Origin of the sequence: Xenorhabdus hominickii (assembly GCF_002632725.1) — a bacterium.
In the GTDB taxonomy this organism is placed as follows: domain Bacteria; phylum Pseudomonadota; class Gammaproteobacteria; order Enterobacterales; family Enterobacteriaceae; genus Xenorhabdus; species Xenorhabdus hominickii.
The window spans coordinates 110,371-135,070 of sequence record NZ_NJAI01000001.1; the positions used below are offsets into that span (position 1 = coordinate 110,371).

Below are 24,700 nucleotides of genomic sequence, written 5' to 3' on the forward strand. Positions count from 1 at the left end.
GCACCAATAAAACGTAAAAGGCGGCGAATCATAATGTGATGACATCAACTACACAATGGCCTTCGAAAAAAATTTTTATTAAATCTCAATTTTTTTTCAATCTGCCCCTTGATGATGAGATGAATGACCCCATCTAAGTCTCAACTACAGTTACTACCGATACTTCGGCATGAGCTGGAAACATAAAATGGGGAATGTCTGGCAATCAGTGCCATTGAAAATAAAACATTCGTCCTCATATAGCTTAGTAACTTGACCGAATATATGAATTCTTTGTGGAGGCGTTTAGATGGGTAAAATCATTGGTATCGACTTGGGAACTACCAACTCTTGTGTAGCAATTATGGACGGCACAACTACGCGCGTGCTTGAAAACAGCGAAGGTGATCGTACCACTCCTTCTATCATCGCATATACTCAGGATGGTGAAACTCTGGTTGGTCAACCAGCTAAACGTCAGGCTGTTACTAACCCGCAAAACACCCTGTTCGCCATCAAGCGTTTGATTGGCCGTCGTTTTCAGGACGAAGAAGTACAGCGTGACGAAGCTATCATGCCATACAAAATCATCGCTGCGGATAACGGTGATGCGTGGTTAGAAGTGAAAGGCCAGAAAATGGCACCACCTCAGGTTTCTGCTGAAGTTCTGAAAAAAATGAAGAAAACAGCAGAAGATTATCTGGGTGAGCCAGTAACTGAAGCTGTTATCACCGTTCCTGCATACTTTAACGATGCGCAACGTCAGGCAACTAAAGATGCAGGCCGTATCGCAGGTCTGGAAGTTAAGCGTATCATTAACGAACCAACCGCAGCAGCTTTGGCTTATGGTCTGGATAAAGAAGTCGGTAACCGCACCATCGCAGTTTATGACTTGGGTGGCGGTACTTTCGATATCTCTATCATAGAAATTGACGAAGTTGATGGCGAAAAAACCTATGAAGTTCTGGCAACCAATGGGGATACCCACTTGGGTGGTGAAGACTTCGACAGCCGTATGATCAACTATCTGGTTGATGAGTTCAAAAAAGAACAAGGCATCGACCTGCGTAACGACCCACTGGCAATGCAGCGTCTGAAAGAAGCCGCAGAAAAAGCGAAAATCGAGCTTTCTTCTGCCCAGCAAACAGACGTTAACCTGCCATACATCACGGCAGATGCGACCGGTCCTAAGCACATGAACGTTAAAGTTACCCGTGCAAAACTGGAATCTCTGGTTGAAGATTTGGTTAAACGTACTATTGAGCCTCTGAAAGTAGCCCTGAATGACGCTGGCCTGTCTGTATCTGACATCCAAGACGTGATTCTGGTTGGTGGTCAAATTCGTATGCCAATGGTACAGAAAGCGGTTGCAGATTTCTTCGGCAAAGAGCCACGTAAAGACGTGAACCCAGATGAAGCGGTTGCTATGGGTGCAGCAGTTCAGGGTGGTGTACTGTCTGGTGACGTAAAAGACGTTCTGCTGCTGGACGTAACTCCACTGTCTCTGGGTATCGAAACCATGGGTGGCGTCATGACCTCCCTGATTACTAAGAACACCACGATCCCAACCAAACATAGTCAAGTGTTCTCTACAGCAGAAGACAACCAGTCTGCGGTAACTATCCATGTATTGCAGGGTGAGCGTAAACGTTCAGGCGATAACAAATCTCTGGGTCAATTCAACCTGGATGGTATTCAGCCTGCAATGCGCGGCACCCCACAGATCGAAGTGACTTTCGACATCGATGCTGACGGTATCCTGCACGTTTCTGCGAAAGACAAGAACTCTGGTCGCGAGCAGCACATTACTATCAAAGCATCTTCTGGTTTGAACGAAGAAGAAATCCAACAGATGGTACGTGACGCAGAAGCAAACGCAGAAGCTGACCGTAAGTTTGAAGAACTGGTTCAGATCCGCAACCAAGCTGACCAACTGATTCACGGTACTCGTAAACAAGTCGAAGAAGCAGGCGACAAACTGACTGCGGATGATAAAGCGGCTATCGAGAAAGCGATTTCTGAACTGGAAACAGCATCAAAAGGCGAAGACAAAGCTGAGATCGAAGCGAAGATTCAGGCTCTGGTTGAAGCTTCCAAAAAACTTCTGGAAATTGCACAGCAACAAGCTCAGGCTGGTGCTGCTGATGCAGGCACAGACAACGCGAAGAAAGAAGACGACGTTGTAGACGCTGAATTCGAAGAAGTTAAAGACAAAAAATAATAGCCCTTAAGCCCAATCGATTTCGAGTTGTATCTCGGCAATAAACGACTAAGCCCCAGAAACATAAATAGCTATGTGACTGGGGTGGATGAGCGAAGCCAACAAAGAAACAATTTGAAAGATGAAGGGAATAGCGGGCAAAGTAACAGGGCGCCCTGTTACTTGTTAATTGCACGGGCGTTGAGGTAACTCTACGCCCGTGTGTGCGTATTAAGGGTAAAAAATACAATGGCAAAAAAAGATTACTACGAAGTTCTGGGTGTATCCAAAACCACAGATGAAAAAGAGATAAAGAAGGCCTATAAACGACTGGCAATGAAACATCATCCTGACCGTAATCAGGGTGATAAAGAATCAGAAAGTAAATTCAAAGAAATTAAAGAAGCGTATGAGATCCTGACAGACTCACAGAAACGCGCCGCTTATGATCAATATGGTCACGCAGCCTTCGAACAAGGTGGTATGGGTGGTGGTGCCGGTGGCGGAGCTGACTTTAGCGATATCTTTGGTGACGTTTTCGGAGATATTTTCGGTGGTGGCCGCCGTCAGCAACGCGCTAGCCGTGGCTCAGATCTGCGTTACAGCATGGATTTAACACTGGAAGAAGCTGTCCGTGGTGTGACCAAAGAGATCCGCATTCCGACATTGGAATCTTGCGATAGCTGCCATGGCAGCGGAGCAAAATCGGGGACCAGCCCAGAAACATGTTCAACCTGTCACGGTGCCGGGCAAGTACAAATGCGCCAAGGTTTCTTCGCGGTTCAACAGCCTTGTCCTCATTGTCATGGTCGCGGAAAAATCATCAAAGAACCTTGCGGTAAATGTCATGGACATGGCCGTGTTGAAAAATACAAAACGCTGTCTGTCAAAATTCCAGCAGGTGTTGATACTGGCGACCGCATTCGCTTAAGTGGTGAAGGTGAAGCAGGTGAACATGGAGCACCAGCAGGTGATTTGTACGTACAGGTTCAAGTCAAGGCTCACCATATCTTCGAACGCGACGGCAGCAACCTCTATTGTGAAGTGCCAATCAACTTCGCAACTGCGGCATTGGGCGGCGAAATTGAAGTCCCTACCCTTGATGGCCGCGTCAGTCTGAAAATTCCTGCTGAAACACAAACTGCTAAACTGTTCCGCATGAAAGGCAAAGGTGTTAAATCCGTCCGTGGCGGCGTTCAGGGCGACTTACTGTGCCGTGTTGTTGTAGAAACACCGGTTAAATTGAATGAAGAGCAAAAAGAGCTGATGCGTCAATTAGGTGAGTCTTTTGGCGGGAAAGGCGGTGAAACCAATAGCCCTCGCTCTAAGAGCTTCCTTGATGGTGTGAAGAAGTTTTTTGATGATCTGACTAAGTAATTTCATGCTTTTGTAAGATCTCGATAATAGCGCCTCCTGATTATTATTTAATTTATTGATTATCAGGGGGTTCTTTTTTTATTCATTGATTCCCTCTCTATTTTCTGCCGTTTAAAGCAACGTTATCATCTGATTAACCTTGAAACTTCCTTAAAAAAAGCAGAAAGTATCACTGCTGGACGCCTTAAAAATAACATCCTATCTATATAAACAAGCCCAATAACAGTAATAAAATTGTTGAATTTAATTATACAAGTCTATTCCAGATAAAATTCTAAGCGATAACAGGGGCAGATTATGATTGAAAATATTCTAAACGATGCGATTAAGCATGCACGGCATATTTTTCAAGCAAAAACAACAAATAAAACTTATATTAACATTGAAAGACTGCCTGAAAATAAGAGAGTAATGTATACCCCTCAACGTATCAGAGAAAAGGAAAATATACATAATGAATTTGTAAATACTTGTCGGGGAATAAGGAATATCATTGATAAATATAAATATGTCGTATCTGAATCAGATGCTGGCAAAGTATTAATTGGAAACTGTGGCGAATTATCAGCGGCAGTATTTGGCTATTTACTCAATCATCATGCTAATAATATTTTAAATTGGTTTATGACAAGCGGAAAACGGAATGTAAATAATGCAAAAATGCCTATCTATATATTTATTATCACATTTAATGACCCTTATGATCATGGGCTCGTTGTTGTCATGCTTCCTGAAAAAGCTCAGGACTTGCCCGAATTAAATAAAGTATATGGTGCCTTACCTGATAACGCTTGGGTATGTGACCCTTGGGCTAATATAGCGTGCTCATCTAAAGAATATAACACTAGATGGAAAGTTAAAATGCTGAGATGGCATCTGGTAGGTAAATCAACATCAGTATATCAACATGAGAATTTGAACCCCCCTCCATCACCAATGAGGCAGGCTAACTATCATGCTGTGACCCTCAGCCAAAAAAAGGTGTTGTGTATAGGAATGATATTTCCTGATGGTCAGGTTAAGATAACTCATCCGTAACGAGATAAACTCGTTACCCCAATTTTGTTCCAATCACTCCCGCTACGATCACAACACAAGCCAATAATCGCATTTTGCTAAATGGTTCCCGCAAGATAAACACAGACAATAACATGGCAAACAGCACACTGGTTTCACGTAATGCAGCCACCAACACAATAGGAGCATGACTCATTGTCCAAATAACAATGCCATAACTCAATAATTGCATCAGCCCTCCCATCAAACCCTGCTTCCAGTATTGACGAATACTTTTTCCAACTGTATCCCAATATTTGAAATACATAACCGCGCCCATTACCCAGCCATTAATAGCAAACAACCACAAAATATAGGTCAGAGCATTATCGCTGGCACGGGAGCCGACACCATCAGACAAGGTATAACAGGCGGTAAATACTGATGTTGTAATCGCAGCAATCAATGTGTTGCGATCCAAGTGAAGAGATTTTCTCCCTTGCGGAAACGCAATCAAAATGATCCCCACAATAATTAACCCAACCCCCAGTATGGCAAAGGGCGGTAACATTTCTCGCAGAAATAACCAACTCAATAAAGCGGTGATGAGTGGTGCACATCCTCTAGCAATCGGATATACCTGACTTAAATCTCCCGTCTTATAAGAACGGCTCAAAAACAGACAATAACCAATATGCAGAATGGCAGATAATGCTAACCACGGTAACGAGGCAAGTGTCGGCAATCCCACCCAAAATAATCCTGATGTTGAAATCAACCCGGCAAAAAAGACAATAATAGAAATACCCAAGAATCGATCAGCGCTAATCTTTACTAACGCATTCCAACTAGCATGCAGCAGAGCAGCGCTGAGAACAAACAAGAAAAGTAAAGTGGTCATGAAATATTTTGTTTAATTATTAACATAACAGGCGATAAAAACATCATCTACTATCTAAGATAATTTATCAATATTGCAAAATATGTTACTTTCATAAAGTTATAGTTCGTATATATCGATTTATTTGGCACAAATAATCTACTTTTTCCGATACCATGACTGTCATAACATTGACACCTTAATCAATTTCCATAGGTTATCTATTCATGACTGCAATCATTCGCCAATTCTTGAAATTAGAGGCAGCAGGAGGAATTCTCCTCATCATAGCGGCCATCATTGCGCTGGTTATGGCGAATACGCCATTGCAGGGTATTTATCATCAATTTCTCAACCTTCCAGTGGCAGTGCAATTTGCCGCATTGGAAATCAATAAGCCACTATTGCTATGGATAAATGATGGCTTAATGGCAGTATTTTTCCTGATTGTCGGATTGGAAGTGAAGCGGGAACTGATGGAAGGCTCACTTGCCGGCCGTGACAAAGCAATTTTCCCTGCAATTGCTGCGTTGGGAGGCATGCTCGCTCCTGCGCTGATCTATTTGCTATTTAATGGCAATGATGACATCACACAACAAGGTTGGGCTATTCCTGCTGCGACAGATATCGCCTTTGCACTTGGGATCATGGCATTGTTAGGAAAACGTGTTCCCACCGCACTAAAAGTATTTTTACTTGCTCTGGCAATCATTGATGACTTAGGTGTGATCGTTATTATTGCGTTGTTTTATACCAAAAGCGTTTCTTTAGGAGCACTTGGTCTCGCCGCTGCCATGATTGCGCTTTTAGCATGGATGAACTGGAGAGGCATAGCCAAAACTTCCATTTATCTGGTTGTTGGTGTTGTTTTGTGGGTTTGTATTCTGAAATCTGGTGTTCATTCAACACTAGCAGGCGTTATCGTTGGGTTCTTGATCCCTCTGCGCGACAAAAAAGATGATTCACCTTCCGAAACACTGGAGCATGAATTACATCCGTGGGTAGCGTATTTAATTCTGCCATTATTTGCTTTCGCCAATGCTGGTGTCTCATTGCAAGGCGTTACACTCGATGGCTTAACAGGCATGCTACCCGTGGGCATTGCGATTAGTCTATTCATTGGAAAACCATTAGGTATTTTCTTGTTTAGCTGGGTTTCGGTAAAAATAGGTGTTGCTAAATTACCGGAAAAAATTGGTATGCAGCAAATTTTCGCTGTTTCCGTACTGTGTGGGATCGGTTTTACTATGTCTATCTTTATTTCCGGTTTGGCATTTGAAGGTCTAAATGATTCTTTCAGTACTTACTCCCGTTTAGGTATATTAATTGGTTCTACAACTGCGGCTGTCGTTGGTTATGGATTACTAAATATACTATTACCGAAGAGAAAAACGTAGAAAAATGCAAGTGAATAGATTAATTTAAGCACAAATTTATAAACAATTTCCGAATTAATTCAACCTATTAATATTACGCTACAGTATTTTTTACCTACTTTGCCATAATATTTCATCTCAATAGAAAAATAGGATTACGCCACAATTTGGCGAAACAAAATGTATGGCCGACTGTTATATACCCGACAGGCTTCAAGAGCGATAGATGAAAGGTATACAGATATAAGGCATACATAAGGATCAATATATGCAGGTTTCACATTTAAATTTTAACCACCTTTATTATTTTTGGCATGTTTGCAAGGAAGGTTCTGTTGTGGGTGCAGCAGAAGCACTCTATTTGACGCCACAAACCATTACAGGGCAGATTAAAGCATTAGAAGAACGATTGGGTGGAAAATTGTTCAAACGTCAGGGAAGAGGCTTGGTACCGTCTGAACTGGGGCAATTGATTTTCCGTTATGCAGATAAAATGTTTACGCTCAGTCAGGAAATGCTGGATATCGTTACCTACAGCCGAGAATCAAACCTACTGTTTGATGTGGGCGTCGCGGATGCTCTTTCCAAACGTTTAGTCAGCAAAGTACTCGAAACCACTGTTGTAGAACATGAGAAAATCCATTTACGCTGTTTCGAATCAACTCATGAAATGCTGCTTGAGCAACTCAGCCAGCATAAGCTGGATATGATCCTGTCAGATTGTCCAGTAGATTCTTCTCAACAAGAAGGTTTGTTCTCCGTGAAATTGGGTGAGTGCAATATCAGTTTTTATTGCCGTCAACCGATCCCGGAAAAACCGTTTCCAGAATGTTTGGAAGAACGCCGTTTATTGATCCCGGGGCGCCGCTCTATGCTAGGCAGGAAACTCCTGACATGGATACGCAATAAAAATCTTCAGGTTGAAGTGCTGGGCGAATTCGATGATGCCGCACTGATGAAAGCATTTGGCCTGTATCATAATGCTATTTTCATTGCGCCTTCATTTTATGCCAACGATACTTTTGCTGATAGTGATATTGTTGAGATAGGCCGACTGGATGCCGTACAAGAAGAGTATTACGTCATTTTTGCGGAACGCATGATCCAGCACCCTGCTGTTCAACGAGTGTGCAACAAGGACTTTTCTGCTTTATTCAGCGCACCACCCAAAAGCAGCCCTAAAAAATTATATTAAATCGACAGTTATAACCAGATGTTCTAACTGTATGATATAACAATATAGATATAACAACAGATACAAAAAAACCGGCTAGAAGGCCGGTTTTTTTAACATAATCAAAACAATAATTACATTGCTTTGATTTGTGCTGACAGAGCAGACTTATGACGTGCTACTTTATTTTTGTGGATCAGACCCTTACAGGCTTGACGATCAACAATTGGTTGCATGTCACTGAATGCTTTCTGTGCAGCTTCTTTATCGCCAGCAGCGATAGCCGCGTATACTTTCTTGATAAAAGTACGCACCATAGAACGACGGCTTGCGTTGTGCTGACGGCGTTTCTCAGACTGTACGGCGCGTTTCTTAGCTGATTTGATATTAGCCAAGGTCCAACTCCCAAATATATTCTATCGAGGACAATTCAAAGGCCGAGGAATATGCCTGTTCAGCCTTCTTTTGTCAATGGATTTGTGCAAATAAGCGTCGTTGTACTGCGACGCTGGTTACGTTGTGATGGGGCAGGATTTTATCAGCTTACTGAGAGGGAATACAGTCTTTAGCAATAAAAAACTGAATGAATCGCAGAGAAATGCAATAAATTAAATATTTTTCGGGCGTCTGGCCTATTTTTATTGTATGAATCAGGTTATTAATTTAAACCCTTTGTGATCGTGGGTTAACCTTGAGCCTTGTACAAGGTATAATCCGGCAATTTCCACGGTATTGAGCCAGCTATGGAGCTAATTCGCGGTATACACAATATCCGGGCGCGTCACCATGGTTGCGTGCTGACGATTGGTAATTTTGATGGTGTCCATCGCGGGCATCAAGCTTTATTAAAACACTTGAAACAAGAAGGGCTGCGTCTCGGATTACCGACGGTGGTCATGATTTTTGAACCGCAGCCATTGGAAGTTTTTGTTGCAGATAAAGCGCCAGCTCGCCTGACACGGCTAAGAGATAAAATAAAATATCTAGCCCAAAATGGTGTTGATTATTTATTATGTGCGAAATTTAACCAGTATTTTGCCGCTAATTCACCTGAAGCCTTTGTTTCACGGTTGCTCGTTGAAAAACTGGGTGTTAAGTTTCTGGCAATAGGCGATGATTTTCGCTTTGGCAAAAATCGCCTTGGCGATTTCCACTATTTGCAGCAAGCAGGTAAACAATACAATTTTGATGTCGCCAACACAGACAGTTTTTGTGATAGCGGCCTTCGGATCAGCAGTACAGCTATTCGTCAGGCATTGCAAAATGATGATCTGGCTCTGGCCGAAACATTACTGGGGCACCCTTACAGCATAAGCGGTAGAGTGGTTTACGGTAACCAATTGGGACGCACCATTGGGTTTCCCACAGCCAACCTGCCGTTAAAACGCTTGGTTGCGCCTGTTAAGGGCGTCTATGCTGTTGAAGTCCACGGATTAGGCAATACGCCCTTACCGGGTGTTGCAAATATAGGCAGTCGCCCCACCGTTTCTGGTCAGGGCCAGCAACTTGAAGTGCATTTGATTGATACCCAAATGGATCTATATGGGCGTCATATCAATGTAGTATTACGCAAAAAATTGCGTGATGAGCAGCGATTTGCTTCACTTGATGCGCTTAAACAGCAAATCGCAAATGATGTGGTTGCAGCAAAAGAATATCTTTTGCAGCAATCCGAGTCATGTATCTGATACCCGATAAATTTCACACTGAAGCTTGAAATATTAGGGTATAGCGGAAAATTGGAACTGAGAATCTATAATGAGTGACTACAAAGACACCCTGAATTTACCGGAAACAGGGTTCCCCATGCGCGGGGATTTAGCCAAGCGCGAACCAGATATGTTGAAACGTTGGTACAAGGAAGGTTTGTATCAGGCAATTAGAAAAGCAAAATCTGGCAAGAAAACGTTTATTTTGCATGATGGCCCTCCTTATGCAAACGGCGATATTCATATTGGTCACTCAGTTAATAAAATTCTCAAAGACATTGTTATTAAGTCCAAAGGATTATCAGGCTACGATTCGCCTTATATTCCGGGTTGGGACTGCCACGGTTTGCCAATTGAGCTCAAGGTTGAGCAAATTATCGGTAAGCCGGGGGAAAAATTTTCCGCCGCTGAATTCCGTGCTGAGTGCCGCAAATATGCCATGACTCAGGTCGAAACACAGAAAGCGGGTTTCCAGCGTCTGGGTGTACTGGGTGACTGGGATAAACCTTACCTGACGATGGACTTCAAAACTGAAGCCGACATCATTCGGGCACTAGGCCGCATTATCGACAATGGTCATTTGCTGAAAGGTGTGAAACCTGTTCATTGGTGTACAGATTGTGGTTCCTCCCTTGCCGAAGCAGAAGTGGAATACTACGACAAAACGTCCCCTTCCATTGACGTGCGTTTTACCGCCGTTGATGCTGATGCCGTGTACGCTAAATTTGATGTACGGCATCTGAGCCTACCCGTTTCTCTGGTTATCTGGACAACCACACCGTGGACATTACCTGCTAACCGCGCTATTTCACTGAATGCGGAAATTACGTATCAGTTAGTTAAAGTTGAAGATAAGTGTCTGATTCTGGCAGCGGAATTGGTTGAATCCGTCATGCAACGCGCAGGCATCACTTCATGGGAGGTCGTGAGCGATTGCACTGGCGCAGATTTGGAATTAATGCGTTTCAATCATCCATTCATGGGTTATGACGTTCCTGCTGTTCTGGGTGACCACGTTACCCTCGATGCAGGTACAGGTGCAGTACATACCGCAGGTGGTCATGGCCCGGACGATTACTCCATCAGCCTGAAATATGGCCTTGAAATCGCGAATCCTGTAGGCCCGAACGGTTGCTATATCTCCGGCACCTATCCTTCACTGGATGGTCAGTTTGTCTTCAAGGCGAACGATATCATTGTTGAGCTGTTGCAGGAAAAAGGCGCACTGCTGAGCCTGAAAAAAATCCAACATAGTTACCCTTGCTGCTGGCGTCACAAAAAACCGATCATCTTCCGTGCAACACCTCAATGGTTTATCAGCATGGATCAGAACGGCCTGCGTGAACAATCATTGAAAGAGATCAAAGATGTTCAGTGGATCCCAGGTTGGGGACAGGCTCGCATCGAATCAATGGTAGAAAACCGCCCGGACTGGTGTATTTCCCGCCAGCGCACATGGGGTGTTCCGATGTCTCTGTTTATTCATAAAGAGACACAAGAGCCACATCCACGCACTGTCGAATTGATCGAAGAAGTTGCGAAGCGTGTCGAAGTCGATGGTATTCAGGCATGGTGGGATTTGGACACAGCCGAACTGCTGGGAGCTGAAGCCGCTGATTACGTTAAGGCACCGGATACGCTGGATGTCTGGTTTGATTCAGGAAGCACTCACTCTTCAGTTGTGGATGCGCGCCCAGAATTTCACGGTAATTCAGCCGACATCTATCTGGAAGGTTCTGACCAACACCGTGGCTGGTTTATGTCTTCACTGATGCTGTCAACCGCAATCAAAGGCAAGGCCCCTTACCGTCAGGTTCTGACTCACGGATTTACCGTTGATGAGCAGGGACGTAAAATGTCCAAATCCATCGGTAACACTGTCAGCCCGCAAGATGTGATGAATAAACTGGGTGCGGATATCCTGCGTTTGTGGGTTGCATCAACGGATTATTCAGGTGAAATCGCAGTTTCTGACGAGATTTTAAAGCGTTCTGCTGATGCGTATCGTCGTATCCGTAATACCGCTCGCTTCCTGTTGGCAAACCTGAACGGTTTCGATCCAGAACAACATATGGTGAAAGCTGAAGACATGGCTGTACTGGATCGTTGGGCAGTAGGCCGCGCTCAGGCAGCTCAGGCAGATATCCTTAAATACTATGACGAATATGATTTCCATTCCGTCGTTCAGCGTTTGATGCAGTTCTGCTCCGTGGAAATGGGCTCGTTCTATCTGGATATCATCAAAGATCGCCAATACACCGCGAAAAGTGACAGCCTTGCACGCCGTAGTTGCCAGACTGCTTTGTTCCATATCGCAGAAGCGCTGGTTCGCTGGATGGCACCAATCCTGTCATTCACTGCTGATGAAATTTGGAATGAACTGCCGGGCAAACGTGCTCAATATGTCTTTACCGAAGAGTGGTATGAAGGGCTGTTTGGTCTGTCTGATGGCGAAGACATGAACGACACATTCTGGGCTGAACTGCTGGAAGTTCGTGGCGAAGTGAATAAAGTTCTGGAACAGGCACGTGCTGATAAACATATCCGCAGTTCACTGGAAGCCGCTGTAACGCTTTATGCAGATGAAACACTGGCAGAAAAACTCAACCAACTTTCTGACGAATTGCGTTTTGTGCTGCTGACTTCTCAGGTTGAAATTGCAGACTATGCAGCCGCCAATGAAGGTGCACAACAAAGCGAGATTGCAGGTCTAAAAGTGGCCTTCCGCAAAGCGGACGGAGAAAAATGCCCACGCTGCTGGCACTATGCTAAAGATGTGGGTCTGGTGGCGGAACATGCTGAACTTTGTGGCCGCTGTGTGACTAACGTTGCCGGTAACGGTGAAGAGCGTAAATTTGCCTGATGAATAAGCCCATTTGTTCCACTGGTCTTCGCTGGCTTTGGCTGGTTGTAGTGATATTGATACTGGACTTGGGAAGTAAACACTTAGTATTGCAGCATTTAGCGCTGTACAACCCGATACCCTTGATACCTTCATTCAATCTGATGTATGCCCAGAATCTGGGAGCAGCATTCAGTTTTCTGGCGGATAAAGGCGGCTGGCAACGTTGGTTCTTTGCGCTGATCGCCATTGTTATCTCAGTCGTTTTGATGGTGATGATGTATCGCTCCAGTGCTAAGCAGAAACTGAGTAATATCGCTTATGCTTTGGTCATCGGTGGGGCATTGGGGAATCTGTTTGATCGGCTGGTGCATGGCTTTGTTGTTGATTTCATCGATTTTTATGTCGGTGAATGGCATTGGCCCACCTTTAATATTGCAGATTCAGCCATCTGCATCGGAGCAGCTCTCATCATCATAGAGAGTTTTATCAGCCAAGATGACAAGAAAGCTGTACCGAAGGCATAGCCATTAAAAGAAAAATAAGAAGTAGCCCCAACTGGGGCTACTAATTTTATCTATGCCCGATAGATTTCAAGTCGAGAGCCAATTTGAAAGATAGAGGGTATACTTGCAATCGTTTTTGATTAAAAGGTTTGAGCGATATGTCAATGCAGGTGCAAGCGCACAGTGCGGTTTTATTACACTTCACGTTAAAGCTGGATGATGGTTCAACGGCAGATTCAACTTACAGTCAAGGCAAGCCTGCATTATTCCGTTTGGGTGATGGCAGCCTCTCCGTACCACTGGAACAACAGCTTCTTGGCTTAAAACTGGGTGATAAACACCAATTCACGTTGGCGGGTGAAACCATTTTTGGTAAACACAACCCTGACTTGGTGCAATACTTTACCCCGCGTGATTTTGCCGATGCCGGAACCCCTGAAGTGGGAACCATTATGTTATTTACCGCCATGAACGGCAGTGAAATGCCGGGGCTGGTTAAAGAAGTTGCTGAAGGTTCCATTACGGTTGATTTTAACCATCCACTGGCTGAACAAAACATCACTTTTGATATTGAAGTGTTGGAAATTGACCCTCAGTTGGAGGAAACCCATGCAAATATTGCTGGCTAACCCTCGTGGTTTCTGTGCTGGTGTAGATCGTGCCATCAGCATCGTAGAACGTGCGTTGGAATTGTACGGTGCTCCCATTTATGTTCGTCATGAAGTGGTTCATAACCGCTATGTTGTTGATAATCTAAGGGAACGTGGAGCCATTTTCATTGAAGAAATTTCAGAAGTCCCTGATGGGGCGATTCTGATTTTTTCCGCACACGGTGTATCCCAGGCTATCCGTGCCGAAGCCCGCTCCCGTAATTTAACTATGCTGTTTGATGCGACGTGTCCATTGGTCACTAAAGTACACATGGAAGTTGCAAGAGCCAGTCGTAAAGGCAAAGAAGCGATTCTGATCGGACATGCTGGTCATCCTGAAGTGGAGGGCACAATGGGTCAATACAATAACCCAGAAGGCGGTATGTATCTGGTCGAGTCACCGGAAGATGTGTGGAAACTGCAAGTAAAGGATGAAAACAACCTTTGCTTTATGACACAAACAACGCTTTCTGTCGATGACACATCAGAAGTGATTGATGCACTTAATGCCCGGTTCCCGAATATTATCGGGCCACGTAAAGATGATATCTGTTACGCCACAACTAACCGTCAGGAAGCCGTACGTGACTTGGCCTCAGGTGCTGATGTAGTTTTGGTCGTCGGCTCCAAAAACTCATCAAACTCAAATCGATTGGCAGAACTAGCACAGCGAGTAGGCAAGCCAGCTTATTTAATTGACTCTGCTGATGATATTAAAGAAGAGTGGGTTGAAGGCGTCAGTGCAGTGGGTGTGACTGCTGGAGCATCTGCGCCGGATATCTTGGTTCAGCAGGTGATCGAACGTTTGAAAACTTTTGGTGCGCAAACAGTTAACGAACTGCATGGCCGCGAAGAAAATATTGTTTTTGAAGTACCAAAAGAATTACGTGTTGAAGTGAAAGAAGTCAATTAATATCAGGTCTGCGTAAATTGAAACTCGGCTTTTTCGGGTTGGAAGGTTTAAGCAATTAACCCCGACACAATCACCAACAAAAAGCCGAGTATACAATATACTATGGTATCTTGGATGCTCAATTTAAACACTTCCACGATATCAGCTAGCATCCACATTCCTGCAAACTCATTAATTTATTAACCTATGAACTTATAACAATTATTTATAAAATACCATTTACTACTTTCATTAGGATTTAGCTGTAAATATACTTCGTCATCTAATTGAGTAAAACCCATACTAATATATAGCTGTTTAGCTGCTTTTACTGAAGAAAGAATTAGTTTTCCTTTCATTCCTAATTGTTGTGATTTATTTACTGCACACTCTATTAGTAAAACACCACAATCTCGAATACCACAATGAGTAGCCAAATAATCTACGATCGGTAATTCAGGATAATCTTTATTCTGAGGGGAAAATTGTAAAACTCCTATAGGTACCCCTTTGAAATATGCAGCAAAAAAAATGCTATCTTTTGGTCTGTTTTTTTTATCAATGTCACTCTTCGCTGAAATAGATATTTGCTTGAATATATAATTTGCGCTGTTATATCTGTCATTCCATTTTTTTTCTTCATCATCATCATTAAGAAAACCAACAGAATTCTCATATCTCCATTCTTTATTCATGGTTTCGTTAATAAGCATATTAGTTGTATTTAACGCCTCATTTTTATCAACCTCTTTGATTATTATCGATGATCTTACATTAACTGATATGAATTTCATATTAGGTACAGAATTATAATGAGGTAGTGAATTCAATGCGACGGGCTGATTAATATTAAAAGATTTTGATCTGAACATCATATCACTCCCATATGATTATTTACTTTAACTTACTGATTTTTCATTGCATCAAATGATTAACACCCATCCATTAATATCATTTAAAATTTAAATTAACATCGGAAATAAATATTTTTACACTATCAAATGTTAATTATGTTTTATACTCCAGTAAAAAATAGAGTGTTGACTATTAATACATGAATTACGATGGAAATACCACATTATATTGCACAGATAATCTGCCTTTCTTTTCCTTTATAGTCTCTATCAGAATTCTATGAATTTGTTTTAATGACACTACGTGTGTTCCACCACAAGGATAAGGCATCAATTCGCCAAAACCAACCTCTCGAAATCCATCATTCCGCATAATAATTTGGCAAGGTAAATCTTCAGAGATAAGTTGGTCACATCTTGCTTGTAGTTCTTCAACTGAAAAAACTTGCACATGATTTCCTGGTTTGAAGGTAATCTTACTTTCTCCGGGCCAATGGTGCGCTTTGATGGGATGCCACCCCAGCTGTTCGACAATATGACCAATAAGGTGGCCTGCCGAGTGTAATCTTGAATGCAATTGACGGCGCTTGTCATCAACTCTGGCAAAAGCCATTCCTGTATTTATTGGATGTGTTGTGTAATGGATTATTTTGTTATTCTCTAACGTAACATGGATAACTTCCACATCGTTAAGCCAGCCAGTATCACTGGGTTGCCCTCCTCCTTGAGGATGAAATGGCGTTTCTTTTAATTGAACTGCATAACGTTCATCATCACAAAGAGAACAATCTAAGATTTCAACTTCCCCTGTCAGTATGGGACTGGATAAATAAAGGCGTTCAGACATAATGAGTATTCTTTTATATGAGTAAGTTACCTAATTGTATTAAATAAACTTATTTTCGATAATCCATTAAAAGATCAAATAATTTTTGACTTATGAGCACAAATAGCACGATAAACTTGATGCGGGAAATGGCCATTTTTGCAAAAGTAGTTGAAACGGGTAGTTTCTCCGAAACAGCCCGTCAACTTGCAGCAACACCTTCCGCCATTAGCCGCTCTGTAGCTAAGCTAGAAAAAGCGCTTGGAACTCGTCTCTTACAGAGAACAACACGTAAACTACGCTTAAGTGAAAGTGGGCAAGAAGTTTACGCACATTGCTTGAATATGATGGAGGCTGCTCAAGAGATTATGGCAGTATCAGGAAATTTTAGCCGTGAACCACAAGGTATAATACGTGTCAGTGTTCCTAAAGCAGTTGGACGTTTCGTTGTTCATCCTCATATAGCGGCTTTCCTTGTTCAATATCCCAAAGTGGATGTGAATTTACGGCTCGATGATCGTTATGTCGATTTGATAGACGATCAGGTTGATCTCGCTATCCGAATTACAGACCAACCTCCCCCGGGTCTTATGGGACGACGTTTATTGAATATTTGGCATATGTTATGTGCAACACCTGAATATCTCGCAGAGCACGGCACTCCACAGCATCCGCACGACTTGAAAACTCATAGCTGCATCTATCTTGGAGAAGAACCTGGGGATTCACGCTGGAAGTTTAGTCAAGGCAACAAAGTAGCCACTGTTAATATCCATGGCCGTTATGCGGCCAATCATACGGGGGTACGGCTTGATGCCGTACTGCAACATATCGGCATTGGCAGTTTGCCGTACTTTACCGCTAAACATGCTTTGCAGCAGGGGCGATTAGTTCAGGTTCTGCCTGATTGGAGTTTTAAAGCCAACTATACGGGGGAACTCTGGATACTTTACCCACCAACACGACACTTACCACCAAAACTAAGAGTGTTTATAGAGTTTCTGGCCGAACGTCTCCGTAAGGAAATCACCTCAGATAAAATGGAGGCTAAGAACCTGACGACTAATCATTACGAGTTACCTGAGGCAGAAAAGTTGCCTGAGACAGAAAAATAGCGATATGTAACATGTATCCGCTATTTAGTATTTTTTATAACAAACTACCTGATCTCTATTTTTCTAATGGTTTTCCCCTAAATCTGGCGTAGCCTGCGGTTGCCAGTTAAGCTGTTAAACAATTTGCATATCACCTCAATTAAAAATGACTTATAGCGAGGGCCTTATGGCTGATACAGATATTCGTGTTGCGATCGTAGGCGCAGGTGGGCGTATGGGACGCAATCTTATTCAAGTTGTCCAGCAGCAGGATGGCATTACACTTGGCGCAGCACTGGAGCGTTCCGGCTCTTCATTAGTGGGAGCGGATGCCGGAGAGCTGGCAGGAATTGGTAAGAACGGGGTTTCTATCAGTGACGATCTGAATCATGTCATTGAACATTTTGATGTATTGATTGATTTTACCCGCCCGGAAGGCACATTAGCTTACCTCTCTATTTGTCGGCAGTATCAAAAATCGATGGTCATTGGTACAACAGGCTTTGATGATGCAGGCAAACAAGCCATTGAAGAAGCTTCCCGTGAAATTCCTATTGTTTTTGCAGCGAATTTTAGTGTCGGAATCAATCTGGTACTTAAATTACTGGAAAAAGCGGCGACCATTATGGGGGAGAATACGGATATCGAAATTATTGAAGCCCATCATCGCCATAAAGTGGATGCCCCATCAGGAACAGCGCTAGCTATGGGTGAATCCATCGCCAATACCTTAGGTCGCGATCTCAAAACCTGTGCAGTGTATGCTCGTGAAGGCCATACTGGAGAACGTGATCCGAACAGCATTGGATTTGCCACCATACGAGCAGGTGATATTGTCGGAGAACACACTGCAATTTTTGCAGATATCGGAGAGCGTGTAGAGATAAGCCATAAAGCCTCAAGCCGGATGACTTTCGCCAATGGCGCTATAAAGGCATCAAAATGGCTTAAAGCAAGAAAAGCAGGACTCTATGATATGAAAGACGTACTTAATTTAGACAAATTGTAATAAATATTAAATTTTAACTAATTGTAATTGCACGATTAATTATATTTAACCGTGCAATTTAATAATTACTTAATATTTTAATATAATTACCAGAATTACCACTTAAATTCATGATTAAAAGTCACCTTTTTGTTAATTTTTTTCTTCGGACATGAAAAAAACCTACTTTTTTTCTGTTTTTAAATTTTCTCTTACAGTAATCAACTATCCATGCTACTTTCCTTATGTTTTTCAGCCATATTTACCCAATACAAGGCTGAAAGATGTAAAAAAGCCAATAAAAATGCCATTTTTTGTAGACAAGCCCCCCTCTCCTCATTAGAATGCGCGCAATTTGCCAAAATTTTGATAAAAATGATGATTCGAATTGATTTTAAGTGTCAATTCTGAATTAATATGCAGTAAATGAGACTGATTATTCATTCTGGAGGGCGTTTTGATTAAGTCAGCTATATTGGTTCTGGAAGATGGAACCCAATTTCACGGTCGCGCCATAGGTGCAGAAGGTGTGGCTGTTGGAGAAGTGGTCTTCAATACCTCAATGACCGGATATCAAGAAATACTTACCGACCCTTCCTATTCCCGCCAAATTATTACTCTTACTTATCCCCATATTGGTAATGTCGGCATCAATGCCGCTGATGAAGAATCCCCAACCATTCAAGCCCAAGGCCTGGTCATTCGTGATTTACCCTTAGTGACCAGTAACTACCGCAGTGAAGAAAATCTGTCTGATTACCTGAAACGTCACAACATTGTCGCCATTGCTGATATCGATACACGTAAACTGACCCGCCTTTTGAGAGAAAAAGGGGCGCAGAACGGCTGCATCATCGTCGGGAATGAGGCAGATACCCAAGTTGCATTGGAAAAAGCAAAAGCATTCCCTGGCTTGAAAGGCATGGATCTCGCGAAAGAAGTGACGACTGCACAATCTTATCAATGGGTACAAGGAAGCTGGACATTAGCGGGTGGCTTGCCAGAAGCTCGCGAAGAACAAGAATTGCCTTACCACATTGTGGCTTATGATTTTGGTGTAAAACGCAACATCTTGCGTATGCTGGTAGATCGCGGCTGCCGCGTTACTGTTGTACCTGCAAAAACCTCCGCAGACGAAGTACTGAAAATGGCGCCGGATGGTATTTTCCTGTCCAATGGCCCCGGCGATCCGGAGCCGTGTGACTATGCTATCGAAGCAATCAAAACGTTTCTGAATACCGATATTCCTGTATTTGGTATCTGTTTGGGGCACCAATTGCTGGCACTCGCCAGTGGTGCAAAAACCGTGAAAATGAAATTCGGTCACCACGGTGGCAACCATCCCGTTAAAGATCTGGATCGCAATGTCGTCATGATCACCGCACAAAACCACGGTTTTGCTGTTGATGAAAGTTCACTGCCAGACAATCTGCGCGTAACGCACAAATCCCTTTTTGATGGAACACTGCAAGGCATTCATCGTACTGATAAGCCAGCATTCAGTTTTCAAGGACACCCTGAAGCCAGCCCTGGCCCGCATGAAGCTGACTCTCTGTTCGATCATTTTATCGAGCTAATTGAGCTGCATCGTCAGAATAACGTTCAGAACACCAAATAATCAGGAGAAAAGAAAAAATGGCAAAACGTACTGATATTAAAAGTATTCTGATCTTAGGTGCAGGCCCGATTGTTATCGGTCAGGCTTGTGAATTTGACTATTCCGGCGCTCAGGCTTGTAAGGCACTGCGTGAAGAAGGCTATCGTGTCATTCTGGTCAACTCTAACCCAGCAACCATTATGACCGACCCTGAAATGGCAGATGCGACCTATATCGAGCCAATCCACTGGGAAGTCGTGCGCAAAATCATTGAAAAAGAACGTCCGGACGCCGTCTTGCCAACCATGGGTGGACAAACTGCACTGAACTGCGCATTGGAATTGGAACGTCAGGGCGTACTGGCCGAATTCGGCGTTACAATGATTGGTGCCACTGCTGATGCTATCGATAAAGCAGAAGACCGCCAACGTTTTGACAAAGCGATGAAAAAAATTGGTCTGGATACCGCGCGTTCTGGCATCGCTCACACAATGGAAGAAGCGCTGGCAGTCGCAAACGATGTTGGCTTTCCTTGTATTATTCGCCCTTCTTTCACCATGGGTGGAACCGGGGGCGGTATTGCCTACAATCGTGAAGAATTCGAAGAAATCTGTGAACGCGGTTTAGACCTCTCTCCGACCAATGAATTACTGATCGATGAATCCCTGATTGGTTGGAAAGAGTATGAAATGGAAGTAGTGCGGGATAAAAACGATAACTGCATCATCGTCTGCTCCATTGAAAACTTCGATCCAATGGGTATTCATACCGGTGACTCCATCACCGTCGCTCCCGCTCAGACTCTGACCGATAAAGAATATCAAATCATGCGTAACGCTTCGATGGCGGTATTGCGTGAAATCGGTGTAGAAACAGGCGGTTCAAACGTTCAGTTTGCCGTGAATCCGAAAAATGGCCGACTGATTGTTATTGAGATGAACCCGCGTGTATCCCGCTCATCGGCACTGGCGTCCAAGGCAACAGGTTTCCCAATCGCAAAAATCGCGGCAAAACTGGCCGTCGGCTATACCCTTGATGAATTGATGAACGACATTACTGGTGGACGTACTCCTGCCTCTTTTGAGCCATCCATTGACTATGTCGTTACCAAAATTCCTCGCTTTAACTTCGAAAAATTTGCAGGCAGTAATGACCGTCTGACGACTCAGATGAAATCGGTTGGTGAAGTGATGGCGATTGGACGCACTTTCCAAGAATCCATGCAAAAAGCCCTTCGCGGTCTGGAAGTCGGCGTAATCGGTTTTGATCCCAAAGTCAACTTGGATGATCCACAATCACTGACCAAAATTCGCAGTGAACTGAAAAGTGCTGGTTCTGATCGTATCTGGTTCATTGCTGATGCGTTCCGTGCAGGTATGTCTGTTGATGGCATCTTTAACCTGACCAACATTGACCGCTGGTTCCTGGTGCAGATTGAAGAACTGGTTCGTCTGGAAGAACAGGTAGCAGAACAAGGCGTGAATGGCCTGACCTTTGATTTCCTACGCCATCTTAAACGCAAAGGTTTTGCCGATGCCCGTCTGGCTAAACTGGTGGGTATTTCTGGTAAAGAAATTCGTAAGTTGCGCCATGATCATAACCTGTATCCGGTATATAAACGTGTTGATACTTGTGCGGCAGAATTCTTTACTGACACCGCTTACATGTACTCCACGTACGAAGATGAATGCGAAGCTAATCCGAACAATGACAAGCCGAAAATCATGGTATTAGGCGGTGGCCCGAACCGTATCGGACAAGGCATTGAATTCGATTACTGCTGTGTACACGCTTCACTGGCTCTGCGCGAAGATGGTTTTGAAACCATCATGGTGAACTGTAACCCAGAAACCGTTTCAACCGATTACGACACTTCCGACCGTCTCTACTTTGAGCCTGTTACGCTGGAAGATGTGCTGGAAATCGTGCGTGTTGAGCAGCCAAAAGGCGTTATCGTTCAGTATGGCGGCCAGACTCCGCTGAAACTGGCTCGTGAGCTAGAAGCTGCTGGTGTACCTATTATCGGTACCAGCCCTGATGCAATTGACCGTGCGGAAGACCGTGAACGTTTCCAACAAGCGGTTAATCGCCTTGGACTGAAACAGCCAGCGAACTCTACCGTGACCACCATTGAACAAGCCATTGAAAAAGGTAATTTGATTGGCTATCCGCTGGTGGTTCGTCCTTCCTATGTATTAGGCGGACGGGCGATGGAAATTGTGTATGACGAATCAGATCTGCGCCGTTATTTCCAAACCGCAGTAAGCGTATCTAATGATGCCCCTGTCCTGCTGGATCGTTTCCTTGATGATGCCATTGAAGTGGATGTTGATGCGATTTGTGACGGCGAGAGAGTCCTGATTGGCGGCATCATGGAACATATCGAACAAGCGGGTGTTCACTCCGGTGACTCAGCCTGTTCTTTACCTGCTTACACATTAAGCAAGGAAATTCAGGACGTCATGCGTCATCAGGTTGAAAAACTGGCTTTTGAACTGCGCGTCCGTGGTTTGATGAATGTGCAGTTTGCCGTGAAGAACAACGAAGTCTACCTGATCGAAGTGAATCCACGTGCAGCACGTACTGTGCCATTCGTTTCCAAAGCAACAGGTCGGCCATTGGCAAAAATTGCAGCACGCGTGATGGCAGGCCAATCCCTGCTTGAACAAGGTGAGATAAAAGAAATTATTCCACCTTACTACTCCGTGAAAGAAGTGGTATTGCCATTCAATAAATTCCCGGGTGTTGACCCGATCCTCGGGCCAGAAATGCGCTCTACAGGTGAAGTGATGGGTGTTGGTCGTACCTTTGCTGAAGCCTTCTCAAAAGCCATGCTGGGAAGTAACTCCACCATGCGCAAGCAGAACCGGGCGCTGTTATCTGTACGCGAAGAAGATAAAGAACGTATCGTTGATTTGGCTGCGAAATTGCTGAAGCACGGTTTTGAACTGGATGCGACCCACGGTACTGCGATTGTATTGGGTGAAGCGGGTATTAACCCTCGTTTGGTCAATAAAGTCCACGAAGGGCGTCCACACATTCAGGACAGAATCAAAAATGGTGAATATGACTATATTGTCAATACCACGGCTGGCCGTCAGGCGATTGAAGATTCAAAACTCCTGCGTCGCAGCGCACTGCAATATAAAGTGCATTATGACACAACCCTGAATGGCGGCTTTGCAACAACGTTGGCACTCAGTGCAGATCCGACTGAACAAGTCATTTCTGTACAGGAAATGCACGCGAAAATTGCCTGATAGCTTCCCATAACTAACGGAAATCAAATACCGTCATTTTTTTGATAGTATCCTCCTAAAACAACGGCTTCCCCAAAGTTGGAAATCCAACGAGTAAGGAAGCCGTTTTCGTGAGTTTTTGTTAATTAATGAAGCTTAATATTGCAGTCTAGGAATAATCAGCAACAATCATAGTAGGCATCTTTGATCATCATAAGGAGTCGAATACTGTGTCAAATATCATATTAAAGCGTAAATACTTAACTCACTCAGAAATTGAAGTATTACTTAAGGAGCTCGAAAAGCACCCTCATGCTGACCGTAATATTTGCATGATATTCATGGGATTTATTCATGGTTTCCGGGTATCTGAGTTGCTTGGATTACAACTATCCGATGTCGATTTGGAAGGGAAAAAACTACGTGTACAACGCCTGAAAAATGGTTTTTCCACAATCCATCCTATGGTTGCGAGAGAAATTCAGCTAATACGGAAATGGCTTTCATTGCGCCAAGGCTATAAAAATAGTGAACAGAGTGACTGGCTATTCTTGTCACGAACAGGAACACGCATGTCGCGCCAGCAATTTTATAAAATCATCCGGCAGACCAGTTTAAAGGCTAATTTATCGGTTTGCGCGAATCCGCACATGTTACGACACTCTTGTGGCTATGCTCTGGCGGACAATGGCGTGGATACCCGCTTGATTCAAGACTATTTAGGCCATCGAAATATTCGTCATACCGTTCGCTACACCGCGAGTAATGCTGGTCGCTTCGAGACTATATGGCTGGAAAGAGGAAAACGAAAATTGTCAACAATTAGTACCAAACTGTCAACCCATCAATTACCCCACCATTTCAACTTGATACATCTTAACTTTTCTCACCAAAAACAAATCAACTCTTTGATTCATTTCTGAAAAATATCTCCTCTTTTTTCACTCTATATCTTATTTATCTCTCATAAAAATTTTCATGTTTTTTATTATGTTGAGCAAAAATTTAAATTGCGCGACATCGAAAGCCATATAAATCAAAACTATTAATAGTGTTGGAATAACTAACCAAAATAATAATCAAACCAAGCCTAATCTTCTTGAGTTGACAGTTTGGTACTAAATGTTAACCATTTGATGTGTAAAGATCTTATGTTGCCCTATGAATATTGGTCAAAAAAAAGCCATTCCGATTAAGGAATGGCTTAGAATTTTGATGCCTGAATGTTTTTTCTAATTGAGGTCAATATGAACCCAATACTGTTTCCGCAACATAGGAATATTGATTATTCATGTGGGCGGCAGGGCTACGAAAGCAATCTTCTAAAAACCAATCAACGGGAGTCTTTAAAGCAATAGAAATATCAACTAAATGCTCCAAACTGATTTTATTGGTTCCTCGTTCATAACGTGACAATTGCTGATGGCTAACACCAATTCTGTCTGCCAGCTCTGCTGCTGTCACTCCAATTTCTCTCCTTCTCATTTGGATTCTTTTTCCTACCAGCATACTGACTTGCAT

General features: G+C 43.4%; 20 protein-coding genes. 15 read left to right on the plus strand and 5 right to left on the minus strand.

Going from position 1 to position 24,700, the window contains the following annotated elements; all coding sequences use genetic code 11:
* Positions 1-289 precede the first annotated feature (289 nt).
* The 3 genes from dnaK to Xhom_RS47775 all read left to right on the plus strand — a co-directional run bounded on the left by dnaK (position 290) and on the right by Xhom_RS47775 (position 4,594).
* Positions 290-2,200 carry a molecular chaperone DnaK gene (gene dnaK / locus Xhom_RS47765; protein WP_069316924.1) on the plus strand — a complete coding sequence of 637 codons (1,911 nt, stop codon included), beginning with the start codon at positions 290-292 and terminating at the stop codon, positions 2,198-2,200.
* Between the two features lie 228 nt (positions 2,201-2,428).
* A complete protein-coding gene (gene dnaJ, locus Xhom_RS47770; protein WP_069316925.1) occupies positions 2,429-3,556 on the plus strand; it encodes a molecular chaperone DnaJ in 1,128 nt (375 codons plus the stop codon).
* A 297-nt stretch (positions 3,557-3,853) separates the two neighbouring features.
* Positions 3,854-4,594 (plus strand): hypothetical protein, encoded by a 741-nt coding sequence (locus Xhom_RS47775; protein WP_069316926.1) that lies wholly within the window; start codon positions 3,854-3,856, stop codon positions 4,592-4,594.
* Positions 4,595-4,607: 13 nt separating this feature from the next.
* Here Xhom_RS47775 and Xhom_RS47780 read toward each other — a convergent pair whose 3' ends face one another.
* On the minus strand, positions 4,608-5,453 hold the full coding sequence (locus Xhom_RS47780) for a DMT family transporter (protein WP_069316927.1): 846 nt from the start codon (positions 5,451-5,453) through the stop codon (positions 4,608-4,610).
* A 206-nt stretch (positions 5,454-5,659) separates the two neighbouring features.
* On the opposite strand from Xhom_RS47780, the gene nhaA reads away from it, so the two are divergent.
* The gene (gene nhaA, locus Xhom_RS47785) at positions 5,660-6,829 is read left to right on the plus strand and encodes a Na+/H+ antiporter NhaA (protein ID WP_069316928.1); all 1,170 of its coding nucleotides are present in this window, start codon (positions 5,660-5,662) and stop codon (positions 6,827-6,829) included.
* 247 nt (positions 6,830-7,076) lie between these two features.
* Entirely contained in the window at positions 7,077-8,003 is a 927-nt protein-coding gene (gene nhaR / locus Xhom_RS47790; protein ID WP_069316929.1) for a transcriptional activator NhaR, read from the plus strand.
* A 113-nt stretch (positions 8,004-8,116) separates the two neighbouring features.
* Here nhaR and rpsT read toward each other — a convergent pair whose 3' ends face one another.
* Positions 8,117-8,377 (minus strand): 30S ribosomal protein S20, encoded by a 261-nt coding sequence (rpsT, locus tag Xhom_RS47795; RefSeq protein ID WP_069316930.1) that lies wholly within the window; start codon positions 8,375-8,377, stop codon positions 8,117-8,119.
* A 348-nt stretch (positions 8,378-8,725) separates the two neighbouring features.
* On the opposite strand from rpsT, the gene ribF reads away from it, so the two are divergent.
* From ribF to ispH, 5 genes are all read left to right on the plus strand, one after another.
* A complete protein-coding gene (ribF, locus tag Xhom_RS47800; protein WP_069316931.1) occupies positions 8,726-9,670 on the plus strand; it encodes a bifunctional riboflavin kinase/FAD synthetase in 945 nt (314 codons plus the stop codon).
* Between the two features lie 70 nt (positions 9,671-9,740).
* On the plus strand, positions 9,741-12,554 hold the full coding sequence (gene ileS, locus Xhom_RS47805; RefSeq protein WP_069316932.1) for an isoleucine--tRNA ligase: 2,814 nt from the start codon (positions 9,741-9,743) through the stop codon (positions 12,552-12,554).
* Positions 12,554-13,060 (plus strand): signal peptidase II, encoded by a 507-nt coding sequence (lspA, locus tag Xhom_RS47810; RefSeq protein WP_069316933.1) that lies wholly within the window; start codon positions 12,554-12,556, stop codon positions 13,058-13,060. The genes ileS and lspA overlap by 1 nt, the downstream gene beginning before the upstream one ends.
* 137 nt (positions 13,061-13,197) lie before the next feature.
* Positions 13,198-13,668 carry an FKBP-type peptidyl-prolyl cis-trans isomerase gene (gene fkpB, locus Xhom_RS47815; protein ID WP_069316934.1) on the plus strand — a complete coding sequence of 157 codons (471 nt, stop codon included), beginning with the start codon at positions 13,198-13,200 and terminating at the stop codon, positions 13,666-13,668.
* Positions 13,649-14,602 (plus strand): 4-hydroxy-3-methylbut-2-enyl diphosphate reductase, encoded by a 954-nt coding sequence (gene ispH / locus Xhom_RS47820; protein ID WP_069316935.1) that lies wholly within the window; start codon positions 13,649-13,651, stop codon positions 14,600-14,602. The genes fkpB and ispH overlap by 20 nt, the downstream gene beginning before the upstream one ends.
* A gap of 179 nt (positions 14,603-14,781) precedes the next feature.
* Here the strand turns inward: ispH and Xhom_RS47825 are convergent, their stop codons facing one another.
* Entirely contained in the window at positions 14,782-15,456 is a 675-nt protein-coding gene (locus Xhom_RS47825) for a GNAT family N-acetyltransferase (protein ID WP_069316936.1), read from the minus strand.
* A gap of 184 nt (positions 15,457-15,640) precedes the next feature.
* The gene (locus tag Xhom_RS47830; RefSeq protein ID WP_069316937.1) at positions 15,641-16,282 is read right to left on the minus strand and encodes an alanyl-tRNA editing protein; all 642 of its coding nucleotides are present in this window, start codon (positions 16,280-16,282) and stop codon (positions 15,641-15,643) included.
* Between the two features lie 92 nt (positions 16,283-16,374).
* Between Xhom_RS47830 and Xhom_RS47835 the strand changes: the two genes are divergently transcribed.
* The 5 genes from Xhom_RS47835 to Xhom_RS47855 all read left to right on the plus strand — a co-directional run bounded on the left by Xhom_RS47835 (position 16,375) and on the right by Xhom_RS47855 (position 24,102).
* Positions 16,375-17,376 (plus strand): LysR family transcriptional regulator, encoded by a 1,002-nt coding sequence (locus tag Xhom_RS47835; protein ID WP_069316938.1) that lies wholly within the window; start codon positions 16,375-16,377, stop codon positions 17,374-17,376.
* 166 nt (positions 17,377-17,542) lie between these two features.
* Positions 17,543-18,364 (plus strand): 4-hydroxy-tetrahydrodipicolinate reductase, encoded by an 822-nt coding sequence (gene dapB / locus Xhom_RS47840; RefSeq protein WP_069316939.1) that lies wholly within the window; start codon positions 17,543-17,545, stop codon positions 18,362-18,364.
* Positions 18,365-18,800: 436 nt separating this feature from the next.
* Positions 18,801-19,961 (plus strand): glutamine-hydrolyzing carbamoyl-phosphate synthase small subunit, encoded by a 1,161-nt coding sequence (gene carA, locus Xhom_RS47845; protein ID WP_069316940.1) that lies wholly within the window; start codon positions 18,801-18,803, stop codon positions 19,959-19,961.
* Between the two features lie 17 nt (positions 19,962-19,978).
* Positions 19,979-23,200, plus strand: a complete 3,222-nt coding sequence (carB, locus tag Xhom_RS47850; protein WP_069316941.1) for a carbamoyl-phosphate synthase large subunit — start codon at positions 19,979-19,981, stop codon at positions 23,198-23,200.
* 221 nt (positions 23,201-23,421) lie between these two features.
* Entirely contained in the window at positions 23,422-24,102 is a 681-nt protein-coding gene (locus Xhom_RS47855; RefSeq protein ID WP_084023335.1) for a tyrosine-type DNA invertase, read from the plus strand.
* A gap of 319 nt (positions 24,103-24,421) precedes the next feature.
* Here the strand turns inward: Xhom_RS47855 and Xhom_RS47860 are convergent, their stop codons facing one another.
* Positions 24,422-24,700, minus strand: coding sequence for a helix-turn-helix domain-containing protein (locus Xhom_RS47860; RefSeq protein WP_069316942.1), 279 nt, complete (start codon positions 24,698-24,700; stop codon positions 24,422-24,424).